This is a genomic window from Anaerostipes sp., assembly GCF_018381315.1.
In the GTDB taxonomy this organism is placed as follows: domain Bacteria; phylum Bacillota; class Clostridia; order Lachnospirales; family Lachnospiraceae; genus Anaerostipes.
The window spans coordinates 26,435-41,264 of record NZ_JAGZSD010000001.1 but is presented as its reverse complement, the minus strand read 5'-3'; the positions used below and the strand labels follow the sequence as shown (position 1 = coordinate 41,264).

Below are 14,830 nucleotides of genomic sequence, written 5' to 3'. Positions count from 1 at the left end.
ATATTTTATAACTTATGTCAACTGAAAGGAGAGTTCATTATGAACGGACAAAACAACAAAATGAAACTATTAGGAAGTGCTCCCATACCAAAGGCACTTTTAGCTATGGGGCTTCCTGCCATGATCGGTATGATGATTAATGCATTATACAATCTGGTGGATGCCTACTTTGTGGGCGGCCTGGGAACAAGCCAGATGGGTGCGATTTCTGTAGCATTTCCGCTTGGACAGGTCATTGTGGGCCTGGGCCTGCTGTTCGGAAACGGTGCTGCATCCTATATTTCCAGATTATTAGGAAACGGAGAAAAGGAAACTGCGAACAAGGCCGCAAATACAGCTCTTTACAGCAGTCTGTTTGTGGGAATGACCATTATTATCCTGACCATTATTTTTCTGAATCCAGTTCTGAAAATGCTTGGGGCAACTGAAAGCATCATGCCTTATGCAGTAACTTATACAAGAATCTTCATAGTCTCATCCATCTTTAACGTATTTAATGTAACAATGAACAATATTGTAACAAGCGAAGGGGCTGCCAAAACCACAATGTCTGCATTGCTGACAGGTGCTGCTCTGAATATGATTTTGGATCCTGTCTTTATTTATGTCCTTGATTTAGGTGTAGCCGGTGCAGCCATCGCTACGGCTATCTCACAGATTGTTTCTTCCGCCGTATATTTCGCCTATGTACTCAGAAAGAAAAGTGTATTTCATTTCAGTATAAAAGAATGCTGTTATTCAAAGGAGATTATGTGTGAAATCTTGAAGATCGGCATTCCAACGCTGGTTTTCCAGCTGCTGACCAGTCTTTCCATTGCACTTATCAACAAGCAGACAAAGGTATACGGAGATTCCGTCATTGCCGCTATGGGTGTGGTCACAAGAATCATTTCAATGGGAAGCCTCATGGTATTTGGCTTTATCAAAGGTTTCCAGCCAATCGCAGGCTTCAGTTACGGAGCTAAAAATTACAGACGTTTACACGAAGCAGTTAAGACCTCCATCCTATGGTCCACCATATTTTGTTTTATCTTTGGAGCGGCTGCCGCTTTATTTTCTTCCTCTGTCATTTCAGGCTTTACAAAAGGCGATGGGGATATGATTCATGCCGGACAAATGGCATTACAGGCAAATGGACTGTCCTTTCTGCTTTTTGGTTTCTATACTGTATATTCGTCTCTTTTCCTTGCACTTGGAAAAGCAAAAGAAGGTTTTATTCTGGGTGCATGCAGGCAGGGCATTTGTTTTGTACCCGTCATCTTATTGCTCCCAAGGGTATGGGGTATACAGGGGATTCTCTATGCACAGCCTATCGCTGATGTGATCTCTGCTATTGTCACAGTTTTCATGGCACTGTATCTTCATAAGGAACTTAAGGCAGAAGCAGACAGCACTTTCCAAACAATCCTGAAAGATGAAAGCATGAATTTTCAGTCATAAATGTGCACGCTAATGAAAGGATTAGTTTACAAAGATTTTTCTCTGTTTTTCAAAGGTATTGATAAGAAGCTTATCATTATGTCAGCAGCTGCAGTCGGTTTGCTTTTAATAAAAACAGGGATTTATCCAGGACTTTTGGCAACAGTTATTATTGCAATGACAATCGGAATGCAAAATATAATGAATTTTTCCTGCGATGAACAGGTAAGATGGAAAAAATATCAGCTTACTATGCCGGTAAATCCATTCCTTGCTGTCGGAAGCAAATATATTTTTGTCTTATTTACAACAGGATTAGGAATTGCGGCCAGTATCTTTTTTACTTTCTGTCAAGGGTTATGAATCAGCGTTTTAATGGAACATTATTATTCATCTCTATAGCAGCAGCGATCATTATTCCTTTGCTATGGACGGCACTTTGTCTGCCGATTACTTATTGGTTTGGTTTTCGTTTTGCACAGATGATGGGATTTCTTGAAATTGTGCCGATAGTCTATCTTATTAAATATTTCGAAGATAGTTCGGATCTTGTTTCTTTAACGGAAACTATTTCTGTATATATCTTGGTAAGTTTTATGATTTCCATAATATTGTTTATTTTTTCTTATGCAGTAAGTGTATCAGGATATTTGAGAAAGAAATAAGAAAATAACTTCTGACAAATAAGGCGAAGAAAAAGAAAAGGTACTAAGACTCAAAGCCGATAATCCATAGGTCATTGTACCTTTAGATTGTCGGCGTATTTTATTCTTGCATTCCATTATGTTTCTATATAATACGCTCCCTGAAAAGCAGCGTTCGCAACAGTGTCAGCAACCTTTACATTCCAATGTGTTTCTATTAATACTTTCACAAAAGAAAGTGGCCCTTGCCAAGACAGTAATCTTTATATTCCAATATGTTTCTATTAACACGGAGAGGATAAGCCGATTATGCAGCATGACCATTGTACTTTACATTCCAATATGTTTCTATTAACACCCATACTTCAAAAACAGTCCAAATTACAGTGTCTCTCAATCACTTTTTGTCGACCTATGAACATTTCTTATATTATATAAAATATTAATAACCGTTGCTTTAAACTATTAAGCTTTTCCTATATAAACCTATATTGTCGACCTCCCTGGGGTTTTTACATCATCATAGGTCGACAGAAAACTCTTGCATTCTTTAAATATTTTAAATCCGCTGAATAATCTCAGCAGATAAACAGCTCCCAGCTAAATGATACCATATTCACAGCTTTTTCAATATATCTTTCTTATACGCCAAAAACTCTTCCGTGAGGTTAAAGTCCTTTCTCCTCGGCTTCGGTTCCCTGATCACGATTTCTTCTGTGATTTTGCCCGGTCTTCCGGTCAGCAGATAAATCCTGTCAGACAGCAAGATTGCCTCATCAATATCATGTGTAATAAACAATGTAGACAGATGGATCTTATCCATTACATCCAAATACCAACGGTGCATATCACTTTTGGTCAGTGTATCCAGGGCACTGAAAGGTTCATCCAGCAGTGCCACATCACTGGAGAACATATAAGTCCTGAGCAGCGCTGCACGCTGGCGCATACCTCCGGAAAGCTGCTTAGGGTACTTCTTCTGAGTACCCTCAAGCCCGAACTCTTCAAAGAGTACACCTGCCTTCCGGCGGGCCTCTTTTTTGTTCTCACCTCTGATCAAAAGCGGCAGCGCAACATTATCCTCTATTGTCCGGTAAGGCAGCAGCAGATCCTTCTGAAGCATATAGCTGATATGACCAGGCTCTCCGGTGATGTCCTGACCATTCAGTATTACCTTGCCCTGATCAGGTCTCTTAAGACCGGAAATAACATTAAACAGCGTGGTCTTGCCGCCCCCGCTGGCCCCCAGCAGACAGACCAGCTCATTATCGTGCAGCTCTATATTGATATTTTCTATGATGTTTGTCTTTTCATAAGCAAGTGTAACATCATTAACAGTCAAATCTGACATTCTCTTTACTCCAAATAGTCATTGGTAAAACCGGTATTTTCCGGTATCTTTGTTTTTGAAAGACCTTTTTCACTGATCCAGTTATAAAATGCATTCCATCGTTTTGGATTGATATAACCCCATTGCTTGACTTCTGCTTTATACTGGTCTTTCATATATTTCTGGCTTGCCTGTACCATTTTTGAATCCAGCTCCGGTGATGCTTTACAAAGAATCTCCCCGGCATCTTTTGGATTTTTAATGGAATATTCATACCCTTTTTTCGCAGCTGATAAAAATGCTTTCGCCGTTTCCGGATTCTTTTTCATCCAGTCACTGTTTCCGATAATCACCGGAGTGTAATAATCGAAAACCGGATCAATATCTTTAAATGCGAAATAGTCTGTGTCAAGCCCTGCAACCTCTGTGGCAATTCCTGCCCATCCGTAATAAATCCAGATAGCATCTACCTTTTTGCTCTTTAATGCAGAAACCTCATCTGTGACAGTACTCGGGATCATTTTTACTTTGCTGAAATTCCCTTTATCCTTTTCGACCACCTGTTTTAAAATGGCTTTCTCTATATCCTGATTCCATGTAGCATATTTTTTGCCTTCCAATCCCTTCGGACGTTTGATCCCTTCGCCCTTTCTGGAAACAATCCCGGATGTATTGTGCTGCAAAACAGCAGCCACAGCTTTAATCGGAAGAGCATCTTCTCCGACAACCGCAGGCATCATGGTATCCTGGAATGATACACCGAACTGTGCCTTTCCGGATCCCACAAGAACTTCTGCACCATCCTCTGGCGGCTGTACAATTTCCACATCCAGGCCTGCCTCTTTAAAATATCCTTTTTCCTCAGCCACGTAAATTCCCGTGTGGTTGGTATTCGGCGTCCAGTCCAGAACAAACGTAATCTTTGTAAGCTTACGGCCGCCGTCCTTCGATTCATTCTTCTTTGATCCGCAGCCAGTCATTGCTGCGATTAATAAAACAGTCAGTAATACTGCTGATATTCTTCTTTTCATAATCCACATCCTCTATTCTCTTTCTGTCTTTCCGGTTATTCCCGGTTCTCCCATGGCATACATTTTTTCTGCAGAAGATTCACTGCCCACATCAGAAGCAGACTGATTGCAGAAATCATAAAAATCACCGCAAACATTTTGTCAAAAGCAAACGCTTTCTTAACCCTGATCATGTAGACACCCAGACCTTCAAAGCCGCCCAGCCACTCTGAGATCACAGCTCCCACAACCGCATAGGAAGCAGAAATGCGAAGACTTGCAAAAAACTGGCTTAGAGATCCCGGGAACTTTACATACCGAAATATCTGCAGTTTGGTTGCCCCCATGGAACGCATCAGACTGATGGTATCCTTGTCCGCTGAACGAAAACCGTCCAGCAGGCTTACCGTAATCGGAAAAAATGTCACAACAACAATTAAAATCACCTTTGGAAGCATTTCATAACCAAACCATAATACAAGCAGCGGTGCAATAGCCACTGTAGGTATCGTCTGTGTCAATACGATCAGCGGATAAAATGCCTGATACAGTTTATCAAAATGCTCCATTAAAACTGCCATAAAAAAGCCAATGACAACGCCCATCAGCAGCCCGATAAACGATTCAAAAACTGTTACTCTTGCATTCATCATCAAAAGCGAAAAATCATTTACAAATGCTTTTATTACATCCACCGGTGACGGGAGCAGAAATTTGGAAACCATTCCTGTTTGGCTGGCAGTCTGCCAAACAACCAGAATTACAAAAATTGCAGCTGCAGGCCACAGTTTACTGGTGGTGTTTTGTAACTTTTTTATCAATGGTAAGCACATCTCCTTCTGGCTTGTAGGATACCTTGATGTAGGCCGCAACAGAAGGAGCTCCTGCACGGACTGCGATATGCTGGCATTCCTTCACAATATCCATCAGCTCATCATAATCACCCTCGATTGCTGTTTCAAACGGCCCTACATAATAGGTAAGTCCTGTACTTTTAATATAATCGATCACCTGATCCACAATACGGATCAATTCTTCATCATTTGCCGCCTCCGGCAGTGTCTGGATTGCTACACTTGCGTTCATACTTTTTCCTCCTCTAAATAAAGTTCCATAGAAAAACCCCGCCGGATAAATCAGGCGGGGAAATAGTCTCTGACACATACTGTGCTGTTTTATTCCTACGCTGGCATTACCCAGATCAGGTCTAAGGGTTAAAGACTTTCTCACGTCTTACTCTCAGCCGGCACACAGCCAGCACCCCTGTCTATTTAATTATAACTGCTGTAGTTTCTTATTGCTATGTCTGTATTATAATCAATCCGCAGGAAGAAATCAATCTATGTTTCTCTTTTCCATTCATTTGACAAACTCCTTTTAAAGGATTATATTTACAATGTATTTGCTGAAAGGTTCTCAAAGGTGAAAACCCGTTTGAGGGCCTTTTTTGTCTATTTATATATCTGAAAGGAGATATTTTGATGAAAACAGAGAAAATCGAAAACATGTGCGGCGGAAAAGGACATGTCATCATCCATCATATTTTGGGAGAAAAAGAGCTGAACGGAAAATGCGATTTATATGCCAAGGTAATCATTGAACCGGGATGTTCTCTTGGTTATCATGAGCACCACGGCGAAAATGAAACATACTATATTCTTTCCGGACAGGGAGACTATGATGACAACGGCACAATCCGCCCGGTTAAAACAGGCGACGTAACATTTACACCGGATAACCACGGTCATGCTCTGACTAATACAGGCAGTGAAGATCTTGTGTTTATGGCCTTGATTATTTTTGATTAACCACACATTAGCCTAAACTTTTCTTGTTCCAGCCTTCACGTTTGGTTATAATAAATATATCAATTTAATTATTATTACAAATCGGAGGAATTTATGGGCGGATTTTTTGGTGTCACTTCAAAGCAGGATTGTGTTTTTGATTTATATTTTGGGACAGACTATCATTCCCATCTTGGAACCAGACGTGCCGGCATGGCAGTTTACAGCAAAGAGGACGGTTTCGACCGGGCTATTCATAACATAGAGAATGCTCCTTTCCGGACAAAGTTTGATAAAGATGTAAATAAGATGCATGGATACATGGGAATCGGCTGTATCTCTGACTATGAACCGCAGCCATTGATCGTGCGCTCCCATCACGGTACCTATGCAATTATGACAGTCGGAAAGATTAATAATACGGATGAAATCATTAAGCAGATGTTTGATTCAGGCCACACACACTTTTTGGAAATGAGCGGCGGCGACATCAATGCAACCGAGCTGGTTGCAGCCATCATCAACCAGAAAGAACATCTGGTAGAAGGAATTCAGCATGCACAGGATATCATTGACGGTTCTATGACCATGGTTCTTCTGACACCAAAGGGAATCTACGCTGCCAGAGATAAAATGGGCCGTACTCCGGTTGCAGTGGGTAAAAAGGATGACGGTTACTGTATTTCCTTTGAAAGTTTTGCCTACCTGAATCTTGGATATGTGGCCGACCGGGAACTCGGACCTGGAGAGATCGTTATTCTTACGCCTGAAGGTACCCAGACTCTTGCAAAGCCAGGGGAAGATATGAAGATCTGTACCTTTCTTTGGGTTTATTACGGCTATCCTTCTTCCTCCTATGAGGGAATCAGCGTGGAAGAAATGCGCTACGAATGCGGAAAGAAGCTGGCGCAGCGTGATGATGCCGCACCGGATACCGTGGCAGGAGTCCCTGATTCAGGAATTGCACATGCCATTGGTTATGCCAACGAATCCGGAATCCCATTTTCCAGACCTTTTATTAAATATACCCCTACCTGGCCCCGGTCTTTTATGCCGACGATCCAGAGTAAAAGGAATTTGATCGCCAAAATGAAACTGATTCCGGTACACGAACTGATCCAGGACAAAAGTCTTTTATTGATTGATGATTCCATTGTAAGGGGAACCCAGCTTCGGGAAACCACAGAATTTCTCTATCAGAGCGGTGCTAAAGAAGTTCATGTCCGTCCTGCCTGTCCGCCGATCATATACGGATGTAAATATTTGAATTTCTCTCGTTCTACTTCTGAAATGGACTTGATCACACGCCGGATCATTGAACAAATCGGCGGAGATTATAAGAATGTTCATCTGGAGAAGTTCTCAAATCCAGACTCTCCTGAATATCAGGCAATGATCGATGAGATCTGTAAGCAGCTGAATTTTACATCACTCCGGTATCATAGGCTGGATGATATGATAGAATCAGTGGGACTGGATCCTAAGAAGCTTTGTACTTATTGCTGGGATGGAAAAGAGTAGATAAATTTAAGAACAACACAGCTTTTGGTTGAGTCAATTGCTGTGTTGTTTTTATGTATTTTTCTATTTAAAATATTCCTTTACTTCACCCCATTGTACACAGTCTGACTTTGGATTCCAATATGTTTCTATTATCACAGCGTTGACTGCAAAAGGATTACAGTATGGAGAGAATGCGGTCAGCCCACATAAGCAGAGAGAGGTTCAGCCACTTTATTATGCCGATACCTTTGAGGAATTATTTAATCTTGCTGTTTATGGGGAGGTGGCTTGACATGACACATAAAGAATTTTGTGCTGAAATAACCCCTATCGTTTGTAATTTGAAAAATATATGTAAGGATATGACCCCGGTAGAATTTCAAACATTTAAGCAAAAAGCAAAAGAGATGGAAGATCTGGATGAGTTATGTAATGCATTTTTGGATGAAGTATTTTATATTATTGATCCGAACAAAGAACTTGTATACGACATTGCATTGTAATCTAAGTAAGGAGTTGTTGTTATGCGGCTCCTTTTGTTGTAGCCTGTCCTCTAATGTTGTATAATTAAGGAAAAAGAATGGGAGGATTTGAGATGGGATTGTTCAGTAAACCTATTGTTACTTGCAGTGTTTGTGGTCGAACAGTTGGAGAAAAAGAAAAAAGATGGGCTACAAAGGATGGTTATTTATGTCCTGATTGCCAAAAACCTTTTGGTGTTTTTGACGGGCCGAAAGCATTTGTTCAGTTTGATACAGAACAGTTGAAAAAGATGAAGTCTGATCGAACAAAAGCAAATGAGATATTAAAGGAAAACAGAAAAACATTTGCTGACTTTAAGCCAACAAAGGTTATTGAAAATACCTTATTTATTGATGAAAAAAATGAAAAGTGGTATTTCAGTAACCAGCCAATGGGGGCAATAGGGATTGATAGAGAAAAGCCTGTACCGTTTGTATTTAATTTTTCTGATATTATTGAGGTTTACACCTCGGTTGGTGGTAAAAAAATTGTTTCCACATCATCTACAAGAAAAGAAAAGGGTCTAAGAAAAGCATGGCTTGGTTATGTATTAGCTGGAAGTACTGGGGCTTTATTAGGCGGGATGATGGCACGAAGCAAAACGCTTACTAATTCTACCGAACTACAAAATGTCTTTGTAAATGTTGTTTTTGATGAAGGAACGGAACCTATATCAATTCCTTATCCAAATGAACAGTGTGCGGAAAAAGTTCATCATATGTTAGCATCCATGATTAAAGAGCCAGACAAAAGCAAAGACACTCCGGCCTTGTCACCAGCCGATGAAATAATGAAATATAAACAACTCCTTGACATGGGAGCAATAAACCAGGAAGAATTTGAAGCAAAGAAAAAACAACTTTTAGAATTATGAAATTAAATATCTTTAGCAAGCATCTATGGCCTTCATAGGTGCTTTTATTATGTCCAAAATTGTCCACAACGACACAAAACTACGGGGAGCGGAACTCTACACCCGGAAAGATAGAGACGTGAACATAGAAGACAGATGCATTTACATTCCAATATGTTTCTATTAACACCCATACATTCACAATAAAGCAAAAATAAGCATTTTTCAACCCTGAATTGTCGACCGGCTTAAAACTCACATTTTATATTCATTTTCTCTTCTATTAATAATCCTGATTTCAGGTTTTTACCGCTTTATTCCTTGCATTGTCGACCCCCAGGGTTTTTTACATTATCAGAGGTCGACAGAATACCATTTCTATATTAATTGTCTGTGCTGGTTCTTTCCCCCGGTCATAACGTCTGAGACCTGAAATTCTAAAACAGTACCCTGATAATATTCTGTAGCTATTCTTTCTTCTTTAAAATTGTGTTCAGCCATTTTCCTTCATCTCTCGCCGGTCTTACATCGGATGTGATCCATGTTTCCTCAATCGTAAAAACTGCTGTTTCATCTACTAATCTGTTTAACCGCTCCTCATTAAGATCAGTAAAATACCGTCCGTTCCGCTCTCCCTGAAAATTTCCGTATTTAAATGAAGCATATACAATTCCCTCTGCCTTTAATGCCTCTGCCACCTTTAACAAAACATGCTTCAACTCATTTATGGACAGATGAAGGATGGATGAGCAGGCCCAGATTCCATCATATATTTCTTCTCTATCCAGTTCATAAAAATACATATGCTGAACGTTCATTCCTGTAAAATCCGAAGCAAGCCTGCACAGTTCTTTTGACCCGTCCACTGCCTCTACCTGATAACCCTGATTTAAAAAACACGTGGTATCACGTCCTGATCCGCAGCCAAAATCCAGAATAAAAGCTCCCTTTGGAAGCCTTTCACAAAAGCGCTTCTGATTAGCTTCCATGTCAACTCCGATTGTATTAGAAACAAATTCGCTGGCATTCTGGTTGTAATAATCTATTGTTTTAGAAACCATAAATCCTCCGCTTTTCATCTCTCTACCTCAATAATTCCTTTAATTCTTCCCTGGTAAAGCTTGCCTGGCTCATTCCGTCTCCGCTCAGTATCTGCTCCGCCAGTTCCCTTTTCTTTTCCTGAAGCTTCATGATGTTATCCTCAATAGTTCCCTGTACAATTAATTTATAGACCATCACCACATTTTTCTGTCCAATACGGTGCGCCCTGTCTGTGGCCTGATTCTGCACTGCCAGGTTCCACCACGGGTCATAATGAATCACGATATCAGCCGAGGTAAGATTCAGCCCGGTACCCCCTGCTTTCAGGGAGATGCAAAAGACAGATGTCTCATCCTCATTAAATGCCTCCACCATTTTGGAGCGCTTTTCTTTGCTGACTGCACCTGTCAGAGTATAAAAAGAAATACCCTCCTTCTGCATCCGATCTTCCAACAAAGATAACATCGATGTAAACTGCGAAAACAGAAGAATCTTATGTCCCCCGCTGACTGCATTTTTTATCAGATCAATGCATAATTCTGTCTTTGCAGATCTTCCCGAATAGTTTTCAAAAATCAGTTCCGGGCTGCAGCAGATCTGTCTTAATCTGGTCAGTTCCGACAATATCTGAATCTTTGAGCTTTTAAATTCATCCTCTGACTGCTGATCCAGCATGATCTGCATACGCTTTACATGAGCATCATACAGCTTCTGCTGTTCTCCTTCCATTTTGGCAAAATAATTCTTTTCCAGCTTATCCGGCAGGTCCTTTAATACATCCTTTTTCAAACGCCGAAGCACAAACGGGCGGATCATTTTTTGAAGACGCTTTAATTCATTTTCACTGTTATCCTGAACAATGGGCTGCTCCAGCTCTTCCCTGAATTTTTGATAAGAATACAAAAAGCCGGGCATCAGATAGTCAAAAATACTCCAAAGCTCACTCAATCGATTTTCTACCGGTGTTCCGGTAAGCGCAAGTTTAAAACCAGCATTTACAGTCTTGACCGCTCTGGCCGCCTGAGTATTATGATTTTTGATGTATTGAGCCTCATCAATGACCTGATTGCTGAATATCATCTTTTGATATAGAGCAGTATCTCTTTTCAGAAGATCATATGACGTGATCAGTATCATATTGTCCTCTGCATTTTCAATGGCATCTTTTCTTTCGTGCGCTTTTCCAACTACCATTTGCACGGGAAGATCCGGGGCAAACCTGCGTATTTCACTGTGCCAGTTAAATACAAGGGATGCCGGTGCCACGATCAGGCTCTGTCCAGCATTTTGCTTCTCCGAATACTCTGATTCCAAAAATGCAATAACCTGAAGAGTTTTTCCAAGGCCCATATCATCCGCAAGGATTCCGCCGAATCCATTGTATTTTAATGTCTTGATCCACAAGAAGCCTTTCTTCTGATATTCCCTCAGTGTTTTCTCCATCTCGGCCGGCAGTTCAAAATCGTTATCCTCTGCCGTTTTCATATTTTGTATCAATGATTGAAATTCTTTGTTCTTCCGGGCAGAAACTGACTCCCATTCCTTCAGTTCTTCATCCAGATAAATGGCATTATATTTGGGCAGAATTACTTGATCCTCTTTTAACTGCTTATCCGAAAGATGAAGACCCTCTTTTAATTCCAGCAGAGCATTGATCCCTTCATCATCCATGCTTACAAAATCTCCGCTCTTCAGCCGGTAAAACTTCTTTTTCCTATTATATTTTGATAAAATCTCCAGCAATTCTTCTTTGGGCATATCCCCTGCAGTCACCTTAAGCTCCAGCAAATCCCCTGAAAGTGATACTCCTATGGAAACTTTCGGCGGTGAAGATACATTCATTCTCTTTAATGCATCGGATATATAAACTTCCCCAAGCTTCTGCAGCTCCGGGATCCCCCAGATCAGCAGTTCATACAGCTTATCCTCATCCTCTGCCAGAACCATCAGGTTTTCATTTTCATCATATGCGTTACACCAGTCGGATACTGCTTTGGCTACCTTCATTTCACTTTTCAGATCCCGTCTCTCCATTTTTTCTGTTTTTTCAAAAACATTATATCGATCCTGGCCATAAACCGCCACTGGCTTACATGTAATAAAGTCTTTTTGGGGAGCATCCAGATATATTTCAAAAACAGCAGGAACTACTCCATAATCTTCTTCTGCAAAAGCCTCCTTCGTACATTCAAAATAAGTTTCCAAAGCCGGCAGCAAATCTCTGCAGAATGCAGGCACATCCTCCTGTTCTATAAAAGCTTTTCTGGTGGGCAGTCCCTCCATACAGGATAAAAACCCCCGGATAGGCTCTATATCCGTTTTCTTTATTTTATAGACCTTTCCTTTTTGAAAATAAATATTATGTTTTACACACTGGTATCCAGCTAAGTAATTGATCCGCACATTAATGCCCTGCTCCTGTCCAGTAATCGTCATAGTCCGGGTAAGCGGCTCATCTGTCACCTGCCAGATATCCTCCTTCATTCCGCTGATATTTGCCTGAAACGCCTTGTCTCCTATGGCTTCAATCAGTAATTCCAGCTCACCTGTTTTCAGCGGAATCTTTCTTAACTTGGCCATTGGAATTCCTTCATATGAATATCCATAGTAGGAGGGCTGAATGTAACTGAATCTGTTCTGCCTTACCCAGTCCTGTAAAAATTGAATCAGCTTACGGGAATCATCCTCAAATACTTCTACATCATGGACAAAATGCAGTTTTTGCCCATAGGAATAGTTCTCTCTGTTTTCCAAAACATTAACAAAGGTAAAAACATCCTTTAACACATACATGTAAGAGGTTCCAATCTTAAATTCAACCTCAATAATCTGATCCTGACATGTTAAAAATGGCACCAGCCGTACCTGCCCATGAATCTCCTCCTGCAGTATTGGCAGTGTATTTTTTAACTGCTGTTTTGACAGCAGATCTTTGATAGCCGGAGTCGTTTTCGGATGATACTCATTGTGTAAGTCAGAGGGTTTTGTCTTCATTCCTTTCAGACTTTGGAGTGCCGCAAGACTGCTTTCCTGCTTCTTTTCGTGCTCCAGAATGGCTTCCTGCCTTTTTACATACTCATCATATTCCAGCAGTACTGCAATACAATGCTTGCACAGTCCATAATACTCATGGTAGGCGGGACAGTCACAGTAGGAATTCTCCAGACAATCTAGTTCTATGTTATACTCCAGATTTACATCATACTGCTTTCTTCCGCTTCCCTGGACTAAGGCGTCAATATAATCAATCTCATTTTGTCCGTCTACTGAGAAATCTAAAATATGGCCTGACTCGTATAGAGATCTGCCTCTTGAATATGAAGTTGGATTGGTTAGGGAGCGGATCTCTGCTTTAGATAGCATTTGGTATGACGCCTTTCTTTTGGTGGATTAAATAGCATGATATTTTACTATTTTATTATATGTTATTATTGGGGAGGTATCAAATGGATGGAGTGGATTTTTAATTTTTCCGTCTATACTACATTCTGATAATTTTTCACAAAAACCCCTGTGATCTATTTTTAGTAGTTCAGTTAATATTCCTTTTTAATAGTACTATATCGAGAAACGCTCATATCCTAAATATGGGTGTTTTCCTTCTAATTTCATATTATATATTGCTCTTTGTAGAATATTTTCCCCTTACTTTGTGGCTTTTCGCTTAAATCCATAAAAAATATTTGCAGATAGTAAATGGTAAGCGACAAAAACTTATATCTAAAATTCGGATTATCTGTTATGTACATGTAAAAAAGAGTAGTAGAATCGCTCACGTTACAGGATTCTTACTACTCTTAATGTTTGTGCCCTTAGATGTACATTTACCAAGTTAATAATAATTGGTCATCAACCTTTTTATCTTTCATAGTCTTTCCATCATTTTGAAGCCTATCAATCATTGAAGTCCCACAATTGACTAAAAATTTTCTTTCAAAAAGTCCGTCTGGCGGTGTGACTGAAATATTGGTTTTTTTTGAATCTTTCATGCCGTTTATTGATAGCATTACTTTTACACCACGTTCTTTGCATTCTGCAATCTTAGCAAATAATACGTTTACATCAAAATCTTGCGCCCCATAAATAATGCTTTGCGAATGTGTATATGGTGGATCGCAATAAACTACATCCCCCGCCTGTGCTTTATCCATTGCATCAATATAACTTTCATATTTAAAATCTGCCTTTTTTAACAATGAATTCCATAGATTGACACGTTTTTTAAATGTTTCTGGGCTAATTGGTTTGTGTGGTCCTTGAGGGGTGCTCATATATCCATCTGCTTTTCTGAATCGAATCACACCCGAATAACAAGTACGGGACAATAAACAAAAATCATAGGCGTTGTGCTCTTGATTAAATCTATCACGAATCTCCAAATATTTGTTCTTGGGATCAAGATAATATTCTTCTATTTCTTTTTTATAATAATTAACAAGATCATCGGGATTATTTTTAACAATTTTAAAAATATCAATTAAAAATGGTAGCACATCACTTCCATGAGCTTTTTTAAAATGTGGAAATAGTTTATTAATATCAGAATGTAGCAATTCTGCCATTACAGCACCACTACCAAGAAAAGGCTCATAATAATCATTAAAATCTTCTGGCATATATGAAACTATCAGTTCCGCAAATTTTCTTTTATTACCTATCCATTTTAACAATGCGGGTATCATTTTTTAACGCTCCAATCGTGTAACTTATAGTCTGTAGAC

At 39.9% G+C, this 14,830-nt stretch carries 12 protein-coding genes, 1 pseudogene and 1 riboswitch; of the genes and pseudogenes, 6 read left to right on the top strand and 7 right to left on the bottom strand.

What is annotated here, in order from left to right; all coding sequences use genetic code 11:
- Window positions 1-39: 39 nt before the first annotated feature.
- Window positions 40-1,440, top strand: a complete 1,401-nt coding sequence (locus KH180_RS00215; RefSeq protein WP_290755255.1) for an MATE family efflux transporter — start codon at window positions 40-42, stop codon at window positions 1,438-1,440.
- Window positions 1,441-2,084, top strand: a pseudogene (locus KH180_RS16910) (ABC-2 transporter permease).
- Window positions 2,085-2,679: 595 nt separating this feature from the next.
- Here the strand turns inward: KH180_RS16910 and KH180_RS00200 are convergent.
- Genes KH180_RS00200 through KH180_RS00185 form a run of 4 tightly spaced genes read right to left on the bottom strand, consistent with a single transcriptional unit; the run spans window position 2,680 to window position 5,489 of the window.
- Window positions 2,680-3,414 carry an ABC transporter ATP-binding protein gene (locus tag KH180_RS00200; protein WP_290755246.1) on the bottom strand — a complete coding sequence of 245 codons (735 nt, stop codon included), beginning with the start codon at window positions 3,412-3,414 and terminating at the stop codon, window positions 2,680-2,682.
- 5 nt (window positions 3,415-3,419) lie between these two features.
- Window positions 3,420-4,424: an ABC transporter substrate-binding protein gene (locus KH180_RS00195; RefSeq protein WP_290755243.1), complete on the bottom strand. Its 1,005-nt coding sequence runs from the start codon at window positions 4,422-4,424 to the stop codon at window positions 3,420-3,422.
- A gap of 35 nt (window positions 4,425-4,459) precedes the next feature.
- The gene (locus tag KH180_RS00190; RefSeq protein WP_290755241.1) at window positions 4,460-5,224 is read right to left on the bottom strand and encodes an ABC transporter permease; all 765 of its coding nucleotides are present in this window, start codon (window positions 5,222-5,224) and stop codon (window positions 4,460-4,462) included.
- Window positions 5,193-5,489 carry a thiamine-binding protein gene (locus tag KH180_RS00185; protein WP_290755238.1) on the bottom strand — a complete coding sequence of 99 codons (297 nt, stop codon included), beginning with the start codon at window positions 5,487-5,489 and terminating at the stop codon, window positions 5,193-5,195. Before KH180_RS00185 ends, KH180_RS00190 begins: the two co-directional genes overlap by 32 nt.
- Before the next feature lie 75 nt (window positions 5,490-5,564).
- A riboswitch (TPP riboswitch) is annotated at window positions 5,565-5,678 on the bottom strand.
- Between the two features lie 206 nt (window positions 5,679-5,884).
- Between KH180_RS00185 and KH180_RS00180 the strand changes: the two genes are divergently transcribed.
- The 4 genes from KH180_RS00180 (at window position 5,885) to KH180_RS00165 (ending at window position 9,089) form a co-directional block, all read left to right on the top strand.
- Window positions 5,885-6,211: a cupin domain-containing protein gene (locus tag KH180_RS00180; protein ID WP_290755235.1), complete on the top strand. Its 327-nt coding sequence runs from the start codon at window positions 5,885-5,887 to the stop codon at window positions 6,209-6,211.
- A 93-nt stretch (window positions 6,212-6,304) separates the two neighbouring features.
- A complete protein-coding gene (locus KH180_RS00175) occupies window positions 6,305-7,711 on the top strand; it encodes an amidophosphoribosyltransferase (protein WP_290755233.1) in 1,407 nt (468 codons plus the stop codon).
- A gap of 275 nt (window positions 7,712-7,986) precedes the next feature.
- The gene (locus KH180_RS00170) at window positions 7,987-8,196 is read left to right on the top strand and encodes a hypothetical protein (RefSeq protein WP_290755230.1); all 210 of its coding nucleotides are present in this window, start codon (window positions 7,987-7,989) and stop codon (window positions 8,194-8,196) included.
- A gap of 77 nt (window positions 8,197-8,273) precedes the next feature.
- The gene (locus tag KH180_RS00165; protein WP_290755228.1) at window positions 8,274-9,089 is read left to right on the top strand and encodes an SHOCT domain-containing protein; all 816 of its coding nucleotides are present in this window, start codon (window positions 8,274-8,276) and stop codon (window positions 9,087-9,089) included.
- A 446-nt stretch (window positions 9,090-9,535) separates the two neighbouring features.
- Here KH180_RS00165 and KH180_RS00160 read toward each other — a convergent pair whose 3' ends face one another.
- The 3 genes from KH180_RS00160 to KH180_RS00150 form a co-directional block, all read right to left on the bottom strand.
- The gene (locus KH180_RS00160; protein ID WP_290755225.1) at window positions 9,536-10,129 is read right to left on the bottom strand and encodes a class I SAM-dependent methyltransferase; all 594 of its coding nucleotides are present in this window, start codon (window positions 10,127-10,129) and stop codon (window positions 9,536-9,538) included.
- Window positions 10,130-10,151: 22 nt separating this feature from the next.
- Window positions 10,152-13,472, bottom strand: a complete 3,321-nt coding sequence (locus KH180_RS00155; RefSeq protein WP_290755223.1) for an SNF2 helicase associated domain-containing protein — start codon at window positions 13,470-13,472, stop codon at window positions 10,152-10,154.
- Between the two features lie 461 nt (window positions 13,473-13,933).
- A complete protein-coding gene (locus KH180_RS00150; RefSeq protein ID WP_290755220.1) occupies window positions 13,934-14,791 on the bottom strand; it encodes a DNA adenine methylase in 858 nt (285 codons plus the stop codon).
- Window positions 14,792-14,830: the final 39 nt, after the last annotated feature.

Bases quoted from the DNA above. Each gene is read 5' to 3' on its own strand.
- KH180_RS00215 (WP_290755255.1), top strand. From the start codon at position 40: ATGAACGGACAAAACAACAAAATGAAACTATTAGGAAGTGCTCCCATA.
- KH180_RS00200 (WP_290755246.1), bottom strand. From the start codon at position 3,414: ATGTCAGATTTGACTGTTAATGATGTTACACTTGCTTATGAAAAGACA.
- KH180_RS00195 (WP_290755243.1), bottom strand. From the start codon at position 4,424: ATGAAAAGAAGAATATCAGCAGTATTACTGACTGTTTTATTAATCGCA.
- KH180_RS00185 (WP_290755238.1), bottom strand. From the start codon at position 5,489: ATGAACGCAAGTGTAGCAATCCAGACACTGCCGGAGGCGGCAAATGAT.
- KH180_RS00180 (WP_290755235.1), top strand. From the start codon at position 5,885: ATGAAAACAGAGAAAATCGAAAACATGTGCGGCGGAAAAGGACATGTC.
- KH180_RS00175 (WP_290755233.1), top strand. From the start codon at position 6,305: ATGGGCGGATTTTTTGGTGTCACTTCAAAGCAGGATTGTGTTTTTGAT.
- KH180_RS00170 (WP_290755230.1), top strand. From the start codon at position 7,987: ATGACACATAAAGAATTTTGTGCTGAAATAACCCCTATCGTTTGTAAT.
- KH180_RS00165 (WP_290755228.1), top strand. From the start codon at position 8,274: ATGGGAGGATTTGAGATGGGATTGTTCAGTAAACCTATTGTTACTTGC.
- KH180_RS00160 (WP_290755225.1), bottom strand. From the start codon at position 10,129: ATGGTTTCTAAAACAATAGATTATTACAACCAGAATGCCAGCGAATTT.
- KH180_RS00155 (WP_290755223.1), bottom strand. From the start codon at position 13,472: ATGCTATCTAAAGCAGAGATCCGCTCCCTAACCAATCCAACTTCATAT.
- KH180_RS00150 (WP_290755220.1), bottom strand. From the start codon at position 14,791: ATGATACCCGCATTGTTAAAATGGATAGGTAATAAAAGAAAATTTGCG.